Source organism: uncultured Parvibaculum sp. (assembly GCF_963975745.1).
Taxonomy (GTDB): domain Bacteria; phylum Pseudomonadota; class Alphaproteobacteria; order Parvibaculales; family Parvibaculaceae; genus Parvibaculum.
In genome coordinates this window covers 113300-125918 of the sequence record NZ_CAXBIB010000003.1, presented here as the reverse complement: position 1 = coordinate 125918, position 12619 = coordinate 113300, and the positions used below count along the sequence as shown (strand labels likewise).

At 62.6% G+C, this 12619-nt stretch carries 15 protein-coding genes and 1 tRNA gene; 8 read left to right on the top strand and 8 right to left on the bottom strand.

Annotated elements, in window-relative coordinates; translation table 11 throughout:
- The first annotated feature begins 15 nt into the window (after positions 1-15).
- Entirely contained in the window at positions 16-1233 is a 1218-nt protein-coding gene (locus AAC071_RS03650) for an LLM class flavin-dependent oxidoreductase (RefSeq protein WP_339830118.1), read from the top strand.
- 72 nt (positions 1234-1305) lie between these two features.
- Here AAC071_RS03650 and AAC071_RS03645 read toward each other — a convergent pair whose 3' ends face one another.
- On the bottom strand, positions 1306-3108 hold the full coding sequence (locus AAC071_RS03645) for a long-chain-acyl-CoA synthetase (protein ID WP_339830116.1): 1803 nt from the start codon (positions 3106-3108) through the stop codon (positions 1306-1308).
- Between the two features lie 208 nt (positions 3109-3316).
- Between AAC071_RS03645 and AAC071_RS03640 the strand changes: the two genes are divergently transcribed.
- A complete protein-coding gene (locus AAC071_RS03640; RefSeq protein WP_339830114.1) occupies positions 3317-3616 on the top strand; it encodes a sulfurtransferase TusA family protein in 300 nt (99 codons plus the stop codon).
- Here AAC071_RS03640 and AAC071_RS03635 read toward each other — a convergent pair.
- From AAC071_RS03635 to AAC071_RS03625, 3 genes are all read right to left on the bottom strand, one after another.
- Positions 3613-4197 (bottom strand): GNAT family protein, encoded by a 585-nt coding sequence (locus AAC071_RS03635; protein ID WP_339830112.1) that lies wholly within the window; start codon positions 4195-4197, stop codon positions 3613-3615. The two genes, AAC071_RS03640 and AAC071_RS03635, sit on opposite strands and share 4 nt — an antisense overlap.
- Positions 4194-4562, bottom strand: a complete 369-nt coding sequence (locus AAC071_RS03630; protein ID WP_339830110.1) for an arsenate reductase — start codon at positions 4560-4562, stop codon at positions 4194-4196. Before AAC071_RS03630 ends, AAC071_RS03635 begins: the two co-directional genes overlap by 4 nt.
- A 97-nt stretch (positions 4563-4659) precedes the next feature.
- On the bottom strand, positions 4660-5454 hold the full coding sequence (locus tag AAC071_RS03625; RefSeq protein ID WP_339830108.1) for a Coq4 family protein: 795 nt from the start codon (positions 5452-5454) through the stop codon (positions 4660-4662).
- Between the two features lie 105 nt (positions 5455-5559).
- Here AAC071_RS03625 and AAC071_RS03620 point away from each other — a divergent pair, with 105 nt between their 5' ends.
- Together AAC071_RS03620 and AAC071_RS03615 are read left to right on the top strand one after the other, a co-directional pair.
- Positions 5560-6219 carry a helix-turn-helix domain-containing protein gene (locus tag AAC071_RS03620; protein WP_339830106.1) on the top strand — a complete coding sequence of 220 codons (660 nt, stop codon included), beginning with the start codon at positions 5560-5562 and terminating at the stop codon, positions 6217-6219.
- 14 nt (positions 6220-6233) lie between these two features.
- Positions 6234-6728, top strand: a complete 495-nt coding sequence (locus AAC071_RS03615) for an N-acetyltransferase family protein (RefSeq protein WP_339830339.1) — start codon at positions 6234-6236, stop codon at positions 6726-6728.
- A 51-nt stretch (positions 6729-6779) separates the two neighbouring features.
- Here the strand turns inward: AAC071_RS03615 and AAC071_RS03610 are convergent.
- Positions 6780-6865: transfer RNA gene (locus AAC071_RS03610), tRNA-Leu, on the bottom strand.
- A gap of 133 nt (positions 6866-6998) precedes the next feature.
- On the opposite strand from AAC071_RS03610, the gene AAC071_RS03605 reads away from it, so the two are divergent.
- Both AAC071_RS03605 and AAC071_RS03600 read left to right on the top strand, forming a co-directional pair.
- Positions 6999-7520: a disulfide bond formation protein B gene (locus AAC071_RS03605; protein ID WP_339830104.1), complete on the top strand. Its 522-nt coding sequence runs from the start codon at positions 6999-7001 to the stop codon at positions 7518-7520.
- Positions 7520-8119, top strand: a complete 600-nt coding sequence (locus AAC071_RS03600) for a demethoxyubiquinone hydroxylase family protein (RefSeq protein ID WP_339830102.1) — start codon at positions 7520-7522, stop codon at positions 8117-8119. The genes AAC071_RS03605 and AAC071_RS03600 overlap by 1 nt, the downstream gene beginning before the upstream one ends.
- Positions 8120-8126: 7 nt before the next feature.
- Here the strand turns inward: AAC071_RS03600 and AAC071_RS03595 are convergent, their stop codons facing one another.
- Positions 8127-8687 carry an HNH endonuclease gene (locus tag AAC071_RS03595; RefSeq protein WP_339830100.1) on the bottom strand — a complete coding sequence of 187 codons (561 nt, stop codon included), beginning with the start codon at positions 8685-8687 and terminating at the stop codon, positions 8127-8129.
- A gap of 106 nt (positions 8688-8793) precedes the next feature.
- Complete coding sequence (locus AAC071_RS03590) at positions 8794-9471, bottom strand: dienelactone hydrolase family protein (RefSeq protein ID WP_339830098.1); 678 nt, start codon at positions 9469-9471, stop codon at positions 8794-8796.
- A 78-nt stretch (positions 9472-9549) separates the two neighbouring features.
- Between AAC071_RS03590 and gluQRS the strand changes: the two genes are divergently transcribed.
- Together gluQRS and AAC071_RS03580 are read left to right on the top strand one after the other, a co-directional pair.
- Positions 9550-10452, top strand: a complete 903-nt coding sequence (gluQRS, locus tag AAC071_RS03585) for a tRNA glutamyl-Q(34) synthetase GluQRS (RefSeq protein WP_339830096.1) — start codon at positions 9550-9552, stop codon at positions 10450-10452.
- 116 nt (positions 10453-10568) lie between these two features.
- Positions 10569-11621: an acyltransferase family protein gene (locus AAC071_RS03580; protein WP_339830094.1), complete on the top strand. Its 1053-nt coding sequence runs from the start codon at positions 10569-10571 to the stop codon at positions 11619-11621.
- Here the strand turns inward: AAC071_RS03580 and AAC071_RS03575 are convergent.
- The gene (locus tag AAC071_RS03575; protein WP_339830092.1) at positions 11618-12571 is read right to left on the bottom strand and encodes an AEC family transporter; all 954 of its coding nucleotides are present in this window, start codon (positions 12569-12571) and stop codon (positions 11618-11620) included. The genes AAC071_RS03580 and AAC071_RS03575 overlap by 4 nt on opposite strands.
- Positions 12572-12619 lie beyond the last annotated feature (48 nt).

The following is a 12619-nucleotide window of genomic DNA, read 5'->3' as shown; positions in this document are numbered from 1 at the left end:
AAAGGAACCGTTCAAATGGCCGGCACCAAGATGCGCTTCGGCGCTTTCATCGCCCCCTTCCACCCCCTCGACGAGAACCCGACACTGGCAATCGAGCGCGACATCGAGCTTGTCCAGTGGATGGACAAGCTCGGCTACGACGAAGCCTGGGTCGGCGAGCATCACTCGGCCGGCTATGAACTGATCGCGAGCCCGGAACTCTTCATCGCCACCCTGGCCGAGCGCACCAAGCACATTCGTCTCGGCACAGGCGTTTCCTCGCTTCCCTATCACCATCCGCTGATGCTGGCCGACCGCATCAATCAGCTCGACCACATCACGCGCGGTCGCGTGATGTTCGGTGTCGGCCCCGGTGCCCTGCCATCGGACGCCTTCATGATGGGCATCGAGGTTGCCAGGCAACGCGACATGATGGACGAGGCACTCGACGTGCTTGTACCACTGCTGCGCGGCGAGACGGTGACCGCAAAAACGAGCTGGTTCGAGCTCAACAACGCACGCCTGCAGATGACGCCCTATTCGCGCCCCGGGGTCGAGATCGCCGTTGCAAGCCAGGTCTCGCCGACAGGTGCGACAGCTGCAGGCAAGCACGGTCTGGGCCTGCTTTCGATCGGCGCGACATCGGCCGGCGGTTTCAATGCCCTCGCCACCAACTGGGCCATCTGCGAGGACACGGCAAAGGACAACAGTCAGACGGTCGACCGCAATGCATGGCGTCTCGTCGGTCCGGTCCATATCGCCGAAACGCGCGAACAGGCGCGCGCCAATGTGCGCTTCGGTCTCGAAAAATGGCTCTACTACTTCCGCGAAGTCGCGGCCCTGCCGCTGGCGCCGACAGACGGATCGGATCCGGTCGATGCACTGATAAATTCGGGCATGGCCGTCATCGGCACCCCGGACGACGCGATCGCGCAGATCGAGCGCCTGCAACAGCAGTCCGGCGGCTTCGGCTGTTTCATGCAGCTCGCGCATAACTGGGCGAACTGGGAGAACACCAAACACTCATACGAATTGATGGCGCGCTATGTCTTCCCGAAATTCCAGGAGACGAACGTAAACCGCGAGGCATCGCTCGACTGGGCACGCACCAACCGTGAAACCTTCATGGGACAGGCGATGATGGCGGTGGGTTCCCGCGTGGCCCAGCACATCGAGAAGAAAGGGACGGAGAACATCCGGCCCGAAATCCTCGAAGCCATGGGTCTCGGCAAGAAGACCGACGCTGCGCAGTAAGCGCCGTTCGATAGACATGCAAAAAGGGCGGCTCATGCGAGCCGCCCTTTTCCATTTGCAGCGGAGCGCCTGCTAGAGCCGGAACTCGCCGCCACAGATCTTGCCGTAAAGCGTCTGGTCGAGCGGCACATACTTCTTCTGCACCGGGCAGTTGAAATAGACCGGGTCCGGAACGACCGAGGGGTCGAACCCTTCCTTCACGAGTTCAACCTTGCGGTGCTTGAATGTACCGGTGATCTCGATTTCGGGCTGCAGGCGAACGAAGACCGGCACCGCATAATCCGGCAACTCCTTCAGCATCTGGTCGCGGAACCGGTCCAGATCGAGCGTACCGTTCTCGGCAACGATCGAGGCCATGCCCGCGCGGCCGTCGGCGCCCGGCACATGAACGCCATAGACATTGGCTTCCTTGACACCCGGGAAAACCGAGATCGCCTCGGCCACTTCCGAGGTCGCGACGTTTTCGCCTTTCCAGCGGAACGTATCGCCGATGCGGTCGACGAAATAGTAGTAGCCCTGCGCGTCCTGGCGAAGCAGGTCGCCGGTGCGGAACCATTCATCACCTTTCTCGAAGACGTCGCGCAGAATCTTCTTTTCGGTCTCTTCCTTCTTGGCGTAGCCGTCGAAACGGCCGGTCGGCTGGTCGGGATCGTTGCTGATCCGTCCCAGCGCTTCGCCGGCTTCGCCGGCTTCGGCGCGAACGCAGAACCCGTCGGGGCCCCGCACCGGCTTTTCGTTTTCGATATCGAACTTGACGATCTCGACATTGAACTTCTTCTTGGCCCAACCCGGCACACGACCGATCGCGCCCTGCGTGCCGTCAAAGTTCATCAACGCGACATTGCCTTCGGTCGCACCGTAGAATTCGAGCACACGGGGAATCTTGAATCGCTTCTGGAAGGCCGGCCAGATTTCCGGGCGAAGCCCGTTACCGATCACCATGCGCAGCTTGTGCTTGGTTTCCTTTGGATGTTTTTCGGTGTTGAGCAGATAGCGGCAGAGCTCGCCGATATACTGGAACAGCGTTGCCCCATATTTGTGCGCATCGTCCCAGAACTGCGTTGCCGAGAACTTCTGCCGGATGATGACTGAACCGCCGACTGTCAGCGTCGAGCCTACCGCACAAACGCCACCGGCCGAATGGTAGAGCGGCAGCACCACATACATGCGGTCCTTTTCGTTGGCATTGGCCGCCGCCGCAAAAGCCGCCATCATGGTCAGCAGCCGAACATGCGGGATGCGCGCTGCCTTGGGGTTGCCGGTCGTCCCGCTGGTATAGATATAGAGCGCGTCGTCTTCCGTCGTGACACCGGCGCGAAAATCACCAGGCAACGGCTCGCCGGATTGCTGTCCGAGCGCCGCATCGAGATCGTTGGCGCCCTGCACATTGCCACCCGTCGCCCATACCGTCATCGACCGCTCGAGCTGATCGGCTGCCGTCGAATAATTCTCGGCAAGCTCGGCCCCGAGAACCAGATGATTGGCATTCGAGATGTTGAGGCAATGGGCGAGCGGGCCCTTTGTCAGGTTGGTGTTGATGAGCGCCGCCGTCGCGCCTGCCTTGATGATGCCCAGCCAGGCCACCAGATATTCGGGCCGGTTTTCCATCATCAGTGCAATCACGTCGCCGCGTCCGAGTCCCTGGCCCTTTGCCCAACGCGCATAGCGATTGGCCGCTTCGTTGTATTCCCGGTAGGTGATCTTCCGGTCTTCGAAATAGATCGCGACGTTGTTTGGTCTGCTGCGCGCCAGCTCCTCGATCGTGTCGGCAAAGGTATGTGTCGTGTTCTCGCGAATTGCGGTCGCCTTTTTCAGCGTGCGGAGCGCCGCGCGCAGAAAGGTGATCTCGTTGCCGATCCTTTTGACCAGGCCCATCCCGATAGTCCTCCGATCCCGTGAAAACCCCGTGTTTCTTCTTCTTTTTCCTTTTATGCCTGTGCCCGCTTCCTACCGTCAAGAAAAGCCGGAGTTTCACCGGTAAAATCGGCGTCAACCGCAAGCCGCCCTCAAAACGGAGTGACAGCCCGGGATCGAGCCGTCATCATCCGGCCGCTTGTCGAAGCCATCGGAGCCCAGGCGGGAAATGGAAGAAAATCACGAGGAAGCGGGCGAAGTTCTGCTCGATGTGATCGGTCAACAATGCCCGCTGCCGGTACTGCGCGCCCGCAAGCGCCTGTTGCGTCTGGAACCGGGGCGGCTGTTGCGGGTCTTTGCCAGCGATCCGGTCGCCCGGATTGACATGCCTCATTTTTGCGCCGAGGCCGGGCATGATCTTCTGGAAACCCGCGACCGCGGGACGTGGATCGAATTCCTGATCCGTCGCGGTACGAATATCCATGAAGAAGATATGGATTTGGTGTCCAGGCCGGTCCGAAACCTCTAGCCGAAAAACTCCGCAGCCAGGATGGCGTAGAGATATTCATCCCGCCATTCGCCCTGGATGAACCGGCTCTGGCGCAGCGCCCCCTCGCGACGCATGCCCAGCCGCTCCATCACCCGCGCCGAGGCCTTGTTGCGCTGGTCGCAAGTCGCATAGATGCGCTGCAGGCCGAGTTCGCGAAAGCCGGCCTCCATCAGTGCCTGTGCCGCCTCCGCCGCATAGCCCTGGCCCCAGTAGTCGGGATGCAACGCGTAGCCCAGATCGCCAGTCCGGCGTTCCCAATCAGCAAACTTCAGACCGACACCGCCGATCACGCGCGGCCGCTTGCCGTCCCGCAGGACAATGGCAAGGTCGAAATTGACACGGGGCTTCTGCTTCTGGTCATCGAGAAAGCCGCGGATTGTCTCCCGGCTCTGCGCCAGCGTGTTCGGTCCCCAGATCAGATGACGCGTTACCTCTTCGAGCGAGGCATAGGCGTGAACCTCCTCGAGATCGCGGGCGATGAAGTCGCGCAGGATGAGACGCGGCGTCCCGATCGGCAACATGAGCGACGGCGTCGGTGCCGCCCGGCCGCCGAACCTCACTTTGGCCTCGCTTTGGCGAGCGCCTTAATCGAGACCTTTTGCGGATCGCGAAAGCCGACAACAATCGAACCCTTGCCGTCGTCAAAGACCGGACGCTTGATCAGGGTCGGATGCTCCGCCATCAACTTCAGCGCAGACGCCTCGGCGATATTCTCCGTGGTGTTTTTGGGCAGACTGCGCCAGGTCGTGCTCGCCTTGTTGAGCAATTTTTCCCAGCCTGCGGCCCCGGCGAAGCGCTTGACGTCTGCAGGCGCGATCCCGTCTGACCGAACGTCATGAAAGCGATGGGAAATGCCCTGGTCAGTCAGCCATTTCAACGCCTTGCGGCACGTGTCGCAATTCTTCAGACCGTAAACGGTCAGCACGGCTATGCCTCCCCTCGCTCGGCTCACTCAGGCAAGCATAACCGGGAAGCGGCAAAGGCCAAGCAGCCTTGTCGTAAAACTCGAAATTGGCCTGAATTCAGGCTGCTTTCTTTTGCGCCTGCCGTTCGATGAAAGCGCGCTCGCGTTCGCTGGTAATCGGTTCGACCGCGTTGTAGGCGGCGGGCGCTTCGATACCGAGCAAGGCTCTGACCTCGTCGAGCGGCCTCTCGAGCATGGCCTCCCAGTCGGTCGCAGGCAGCCATTTGGCTCGTTTTCCGTGTTGGAAACCCTCGCGAACAACCCGCCAGAGCTTCAGATCGGGGTTGCGCTTGCTGCTGATCCGGGCACCGACCAGCACGATGAAACCGATGCCGCGATTGCGTGTCTGTGCATAGGTGAATGACAGTAGAGCCAGCTCGCCCAGCCCGTCGCGGCCATAACCCGTCGTTACATGCCAGAGATCGTGCTGATCGCGTAGACGGTCGCCGAACAATTGTTCGTTCTCGTCTCTGGCATAGCGGCGCGGCGCCTCCTTGCTGGCTTCGACCAACCCGTCTGCCGTGAGATTTTCCTCGGCCATGAACGCGTAATAGCTGCGACCGAGCGTGCCCTCAGGCAGGCTCGACAACCATTCGCGCTTGTTGAGTGTAGCGATCAGGTCGCGCTTCTCGGCCGCGATCCGTTGCCCGGTTTCGGTTGCGATAAAATGCCTGAACTGGCGATCATTCGCACCGCCCGACAACGCATCGATGATCTTGAAGACCTGGCCCGTATCCTCCTTGTCGGCGATCAGGGCCCGGATTGCCCGCAGCGCCTTGAGGGGCTCGATGCGCTTGCGCTTCGGCTTCGATCGGCCGGAAGCTCCGAATTCGGCTGGACTGGCTGTCGTCATGGCGCTTATCCCGTTGCTAGGATGAGATATACATCGTCGACCTTGCTGTTACGTGTATCAAGTACTTACATTGTTGTCAATATAAACGTATCGAGGGAATCCGGCTTGCCAACCATCGCCAAATCCACAGCCAGTCCAAACCGACCGTCGGGGAAACGCGTCCGCCGCACGGCCGAGGAGGCACGGCGCCTGATTCTCGATGCCGCCGAAGAGCGCCTGGCGCGGCAAGGACCCGAAGGCCTGCGACTGCAGGACATCGCCCGGGATATCGGTATTTCACATCCGGCCATCCTGCATCATTTCGAAAGCCGCGAGGGGCTGGTCCGTGCACTGATCGCACGCGCCAACACGCAGTTGCGTGACACCATGCTGATGGCTCTGGGCAGCGGCCACGCCAATTCCGACGCCGCCGATCACATCGGACACGTGTTCGAGGCGCTGAGCGACCGGGGTACGGCACGCCTTCTCTCCTGGCTGCTGCTGACCGGCCGCGCGACGGAGAACTCCGCGACTCACAACATCATGGGCGAAATCGTCGACGCGCTTCAGGCGCGGCGCTCCGAATATGCGGAACTGAAAGGCAAGCCGACGCCCGACAGGGAAGACACGCTTTTCATGGCCATGCTGACCGCCAATGCGGCATTCGGCGAGGCAATCGTCGGCCGCCAGCTGGCGGAGGCGGTCGGGCTCGATCAGGACGGTATCAAGCGCTTCCGGAACTGGTTCGCACGGCTGCTGAACGAGCATTGGGACGGCGTGAAGTGAGCGAAGCGGCGAGGATCGTCGTACGGCCGGCAACCGAAGCCGATCTGCCGGGAATCCTCGCGATCTACAACGAGGCCGTCGCCAACACGACCGCGATCTGGAACGAAACTCCCACCGATATCGAGAACCGCCGCGTCTGGATCCGCGAACGGCTGGCACGTGGATTCCCCGTGCTGGTAGCCGTCGACAAGGACGGCGCCGTCGCCGGCTATTCCACCTTCGGCGACTTTCGACCGCATGAGGGCTATCGCTTCACGGTCGAAAACTCGGTCTATGTACGGAGCGACCGGCGCGGGCGCGGTATTGCCAGCATGCTGATGGCGCCACTGATCGAGGCCGCCACCAGCCTTGGCATGCATGCGATGGTTGCTGGCATCGAGGCCGGCAATCTTGCCTCGATCCGCCTGCATGAGCGTTTCGGCTTTCGCGAGGTGGCGCGCATGCCGCAAGTCGGCCGCAAGTTCGACCGCTGGCTCGACCTGGTGCTGATGCAGAAAATGCTCGGCTGAAGCCACGCACCTATGGCACGGCCTGCCAGCCGAAGCACAAAGTGCGAAGGCTGGTGCCCCTGGCCGGACTCGAACCAGCACGTTGTTGCCAACAACAGATTTTGAGTCTGCCGCGTCTACCATTCCGCCACAGGGGCTCCCGAAGCGCGGGGCGCATCATACTGGGCCGGGCCGGGCCTTCAATCGAAAAGAAATAGGGCAGCCGGTCCCTGTGTGCTGCGGCGACAAGGCACGCGACAGCCGGCCGCGCCTCGTGCTTGAATGACGATCATGATGGAGCGTATCCCCTCGACCGCCATCCCCTGGATTCTGGTTGCCGCCAGCATTGCGACGCTGGCCGGCGCCTATTTCTTCGAACATGTGCTGGGCTACATCCCCTGCTCGCTCTGCCTTCAGGGTCGTGCGCCCCATTATTTCGCCATCGGTGCGGCGCTGATTGCCGGCCTCCTGTCGCGCGAGGCGAATATCGGCATCGGCGTCCTGATCTTTCTCGGCCTCTGTGTTGCGGCCTATTTGGCCGGCGTCGGCATCTCGGCCTATCACATCGGCGTCGAACAGAAATGGTGGGAGGGACCTGTCGCCTGCGGCTCTGGCAACCTTGTGGCAGGCTCTCTCGAAGAACTGCAATCGGCGCTTCAGGGCCGCATCCACGCACCGCGTTGCGACGAAGCGGCCTGGTCGCTTTTCGGTGTTTCGCTGGCGGGGTTCAATCTGCTGATCTCGCTCGCGCTCGGCGCGCTGGCCGCGCTGCCGCTCTGGCGGTTTTACCGCGACAGCCGCGGAGAGGCTTGATGACCCACCGCCACCCGAGGCCCGAACCTGACAAGATGGCGCGCCTTTCGGCGCAGCCGGGTCAGGCGCGCGATGAAGCGATCGAGGAAATGATCCGGGTTGACCATGCAGGCGAATATGGCGCCGTGCGAATCTACCAGGGTCAGCTGGCCGTCCTTCGCAACCTGCCGCACAAGAAGGAGCTGGTCGAAAAGCTCGAACACATGGCGAAGGATGAGGAACTGCACCTCGCCCGCTTCAACGAGATCGTCAACGAACGCGGCGTCCGCCCGACGGCCTTCGCACCGGTCTGGCATGTCGCGGGCTTCGCCCTTGGCGCCGCAACCGCGCTGATGGGCGAAAAGGCAGCCCATGCCTGCACGGCCGCCGTCGAGGAAGTGATCGACGAACACTACAAGGCACAGGTCGACCGGCTTGACGGGCTGGGCAGCGCCGAAAGGCCGTTGCGCGACACGATCGAGGAATTCCGTCTGGAAGAGGTCCGCCACCGCGACGAGGCGATCGAAGCGGGCGCGAAGGAAGCCCCGGCCTACCCGCTGCTTTCGGGCGCCATCAAGGCCGCCTGCCGGCTGGCCATCCGGATTTCCGAGAAGGCCTGAACCCGGCCTACGGCTCCAGTTCGCTGTCCCAGTAAAGATAGTCCTGCCAGCTGTCATGCAGGTAGTTGGGCGGGAAAGCGCGGCCGTTGCGATGCAGATCGCCAACCGTCGGCCGGAACGGTGCATGCATCGGAAACATCTGCGCATCGGCCGGCATCTTGCCGCCCTTGCGGAGATTGCAGGGCGCGCAGGCCGTGATGACGTTTTCCCATGTCGTCTGCCCGCCGCGCGAGCGCGGGATCACATGATCGAAGGTCAGGTCTTGCCGCGCCGCGCAATACTGACAGGTGAAGCGGTCGCGCAGGAAAAGATTGAACCGGGTGAAGGCAGGAAACCGGGCGGGCTTCACATAGGATTTGAGCGACACGACGCTCGGCAGTTTCATTTCGAATGTCGGCGATCGCACCGCCGTGTCGTAGCAGGAGACGATATTGACGCGATCCAGAAACACCGCCTTGATCGTGTCCTGCCAGGACCAGAGCGAGAGAGGGTAATAGCTGAGCGGCCTGTAATCCGCATTCAGCACCAGCGCCGGGCAACTATCCGGAGTCGCAAAGGATCCGTGCACACCGTCCTCCTGAAGAGGCGCGCCTTTGCCATGGTCGCTCCCCGTAGCAGTCAGGCTACTATATCCGGCGCGACAGCTTTGTGAAGACCACGAGATTTCGTCGGGATCAGCCCGCTTCAGCCGCCCCGAGACGGCCGGCAAAGGCATCGGCGATGAAACACCCGCCCATCGTCAGCCCGGCCTCGTCGATGCTGTGACCAAGCCCTGTTGAGACATGCCATTGCACCGACAGTCCGGCCTCGCCCAGCGCCTGCACGGCCTGGTGCATCCGGGCGACTGGCAGCATGTCATCGCTGTGGCCATGGACCATCAGAACGGGCGGACGCCCCCGGAGTTCGGTCTTGAGCCGTTCGGGTCCGGCAAGCGCCCCCGAATAGCCGACGATGCAGGCCGGCGGCCGCAAGCGCCTGAGGCCGACATGCAACGACATCATGGTGCCCTGACTGAAGCCGACCAGCGCGAGCTGGCTGTCGTCGAGCCCGCGCAGCGCCAGCTGCACATCGATGAACCGGTCGAGTACCGGCGCCGCCATCTCGACGCCACGCAGGATTTCACCGGGATCGAGACGGGCGATCGGGAACCATTGATACCCGGCGGGATTGCCCGGACAGGGTTCGGGGGCGTTGGGCGCGACGAAATCGGCATCCGGCAGCAGGCGCTGCCAATAGGGGGCCAGACCGATCAGGTCCTGGCCGTCCGATCCATAGCCATGCGACAGGATGACAAGCTGCCGGGTCTTGCCACTGGCGGCAGCAATGCTCGGCCCGGTCAGTGTATTCGGCATTCGCTTCCCCTTCCGCACGGCGGCCGCGCGCGATAACAATGCGCTCACCCGAGACTAAGCGGCGGACCGGTCATTTCAATGCAGGAAAACGAGGGACGGATGGAGGTATTGCGCTTTGCGCCAAGCCCGAACGGCTGGCTGCATCTCGGCCATGCCTGTTCGGCGCTGTTTGCCTGGGAAACGGCCCGCGCCCTGAACGGCCGCTTTCTGCTGCGCATCGAGGATATCGATATCGGCCGTTGCCGGCCCGAATACGAAACGGCGATCTACGAGGATCTGGCCTGGCTCGGTCTCGACTGGGAACAGCCGGTGCGCCGCCAGTCGGAACATTTCGCCGACTACGAGGCCGCCTTGAAACGCCTGCGCGACATGGACCTCGTCTATCCCTGCTTCGCAACACGCAAGGAAATCGCTGACGCGATCGCCGCAACCGGGATCCCGCCCCGCAACTGGCCGGCCGATCCCGACGGCGCGCCGCTCTATCCGGGCCTCTACAAGGATATCTCGCCTGCCGAACGAAGCCGATTGATGTGGGAAGGCCGCAGCTATGCCTGGCGGCTTGATACCGCCAGGGCGCTGGCGAAGGCCGAGGAAATCGCCGGCGCACCGCTGACCTTCATCGAGGACGGCGAAGGGCCGAACGGCGAGACCGGACGATGCGCGGTCAGGCCCGCGCTATTCGGCGATGTCGTGATTGCCCGCAAGGATGTGCCGACGAGCTACCATCTGGCCGTGACCGTCGATGATGCCATCCAGGGCATCACGCTGGTCACGCGCGGCCAGGATCTTTTCCCGGCAACCTATATTCACCGCATGCTGCAGGTCCTGCTCGGATTGCACGAGCCCCGCTACTGCCACCACCGTCTGATTCGCGACACGACCGGCCGGCGACTGTCGAAAAGCGCCGGCGACATGGGCCTGCGCGAATTGCGCGCCGCCGGAAAGACACCGGCCGACATCCGCCGCATGGTCGGATTTTAACCATCCGCCGCCAGCCGGGCCGCATTGGCGCGAAAGCTGCTTCTCTGGCTTCAGACACCCGATCCGATCCCGAAAGAGGACGGAATCGGCATGGATGAACCGAAGGAGAGCCGAAATTGGCCAGCGCAACCGCTTCCGCCGTTTCGAAACAGCGCATCGACTGGGTCGACATGGCCAAGGGCCTGACGATCATCCTGGTGGTGATGGAACACACGACGGCCGGCGTCGGTGCAGCAATCGGTCATCTGCCGGTCATTTTCGGGGCGCTGGCCGAGTTCGCCAAACCGTTCCGCATGCCGCTCTTCTTCCTCGTTGCCGGTCTCTTCGCCTGGAAGGCGCTTTATGGTGACCTCCGCAAGTTCGTCGACGGCAAGATCGTCCACTTCGCCTATTTCTACCTGCTCTGGTCGGTCATCCAGATCGGCCTGAAGATCGCCATTCCCCATGAAAGCACCTGGCAGGTTACCTATGTCGACCTGCTGATGATTCCGATCCAGCCCTTCGCCGTGCTCTGGTTCATCTACGCGCTCGCCCTGTTCTTCGCGACCATGCGGCTGCTGCGCAGCGCCCGGCCGGCCTTCGTCTTCTTCTTCGCGCTTGCCCTCTATTTCGCCCGGATCGAAACCGGCTGGATGCTGATCGACGAATTCGCCTGGCGCTTCATCTGGTTCGTCACCGGCGTTTATGGCGCCAAGCAGATCTTCGAGCTTGCCGACTGGGCCCGCGCCTTGCCGCTGCGCGCCGCCGCGCTTGCCACGGTCATGCTGGCAAGTGTCGCACTGGTCGTCTTCTCGCACCTCATCGACATTCGCGGGCTCGAACTGCTGATGGGTGTTGCCGGCGCCGGCAGCGCCATCATTCTGGTGAGCCTGTTGGCTTCAGCAGGTCTCGGCGCGCCGCTCGCCTATGTCGGCAGCCACTCGCTCTTCATCTTCCTGTCGTTCTTCCTGCCCATGGCAACCATGCGCATCGGTCTTGTGCGTCTGGGTGTCGAGAATGGCGACCTCATCACACTCGTCTCGACGGCCGTCGCCGTGATCGCGCCGATCATTGGCTATCGCATCGTTTCGAGGACGCCGCTCGCCTTCTTCTTCATCCGGCCGGACATGTTCCGGTTGACGGCGCCGCGTCCGCACACGCCGAAGATCATGGTGGCGGCAGGCGACTAGGACGGGGCCAGAAAGAAACCCAGCAGCAGGGTCAGCGTGACAAGGCTTGCCGCGGTCGAAAGGACGACCGCGCTCGATGCGGCGCCGGGCGCGGCCTTGTAGCGATTGGCCAGGATCGATGAGTAGACGCCGGTCGGCATGCCGGCCAGAATCGTCGCCGCCGCGACCCAGAGCGGCTCCAGCCCGAAGACAAACTGCGCCAGCACGAACACGAGCGCCGGGTGCGCGACGAGCTTGAAGAAGCTTGTGACCGACGCAGCGCCGATGGAACGCCGGATGGCGTAGCGCGTCAGCATGCCGCCCAGCACGAAAAGTGCGCAAGGGATCGCCGATCGCGCCACCATGTCGAGCGATGCATCGACGACGGCCGGCAGCGGCACTCCGAGTTGCCCGTAGATGACGCCTCCCGCTATGCCGATGATTACGGGATTCTTCGCCGTGTTGAGCAGTCCTTCCTTGAGGATCGCGCGAAAGCGTGGCTGCGCTTCGCCCTCGCGCACACGCGTGAGCTCAAGCAGGAAGGTCGCGATCGTGAAGAGAATGATGCCGTGAAAGGCGAGGATCAGGAAAACCGGTGTACCCGCCTCCGGCCCGAAGCCGGTCAGGATGATCGGCAGGCCGAGCATGATCGTGTTCCCCTGCCCGCAGCCGAACCCCAGCATCACCGCATCTGAGGATGGTCGGCGCAGCAGGAAGAAGGCGACGAGCGAACCGGCCGCCCAGACGGCGAGCATCGCGCCGTAATAGGAAACCCACAGACCCCAGGGCAATGTCGCCGGAAATTCCGTATGCGCAAGATTGCGGAAGAGCAGCGCCGGCATGGCGAAGCTGAAGACATAGGTGTCGAGGCCGTCAATCGCCGCCGGACCGAGAAGCTTCGATCGCGCGGCCGCGTAGCCGAAGCCGATGACACCGAAGATCGGCAGAACAAGACCGAGGGCGACTTCCATGGCAAGGCCTGTGCGCGGGATAAAATCCGCGCGGACCCTATAGGGGCG

What these genes read in the sequence shown, in the direction of transcription:
- AAC071_RS03650 (WP_339830118.1), top strand. Translation starts at nt 16, where the DNA reads ATGGCCGGCACCAAGATGCGCTTCGGCGCTTTCATCGCCCCCTTCCAC.
- AAC071_RS03645 (WP_339830116.1), bottom strand. Translation starts at nt 3,108, where the DNA reads ATGGGCCTGGTCAAAAGGATCGGCAACGAGATCACCTTTCTGCGCGCG.
- AAC071_RS03640 (WP_339830114.1), top strand. Translation starts at nt 3,317, where the DNA reads ATGGAAGAAAATCACGAGGAAGCGGGCGAAGTTCTGCTCGATGTGATC.
- AAC071_RS03625 (WP_339830108.1), bottom strand. Translation starts at nt 5,454, where the DNA reads ATGACGACAGCCAGTCCAGCCGAATTCGGAGCTTCCGGCCGATCGAAG.
- AAC071_RS03605 (WP_339830104.1), top strand. Translation starts at nt 6,999, where the DNA reads ATGATGGAGCGTATCCCCTCGACCGCCATCCCCTGGATTCTGGTTGCC.
- AAC071_RS03600 (WP_339830102.1), top strand. Translation starts at nt 7,520, where the DNA reads ATGACCCACCGCCACCCGAGGCCCGAACCTGACAAGATGGCGCGCCTT.
- AAC071_RS03590 (WP_339830098.1), bottom strand. Translation starts at nt 9,471, where the DNA reads ATGCCGAATACACTGACCGGGCCGAGCATTGCTGCCGCCAGTGGCAAG.
- gluQRS (WP_339830096.1), top strand. Translation starts at nt 9,550, where the DNA reads ATGCAGGAAAACGAGGGACGGATGGAGGTATTGCGCTTTGCGCCAAGC.
- AAC071_RS03575 (WP_339830092.1), bottom strand. Translation starts at nt 12,571, where the DNA reads ATGGAAGTCGCCCTCGGTCTTGTTCTGCCGATCTTCGGTGTCATCGGC.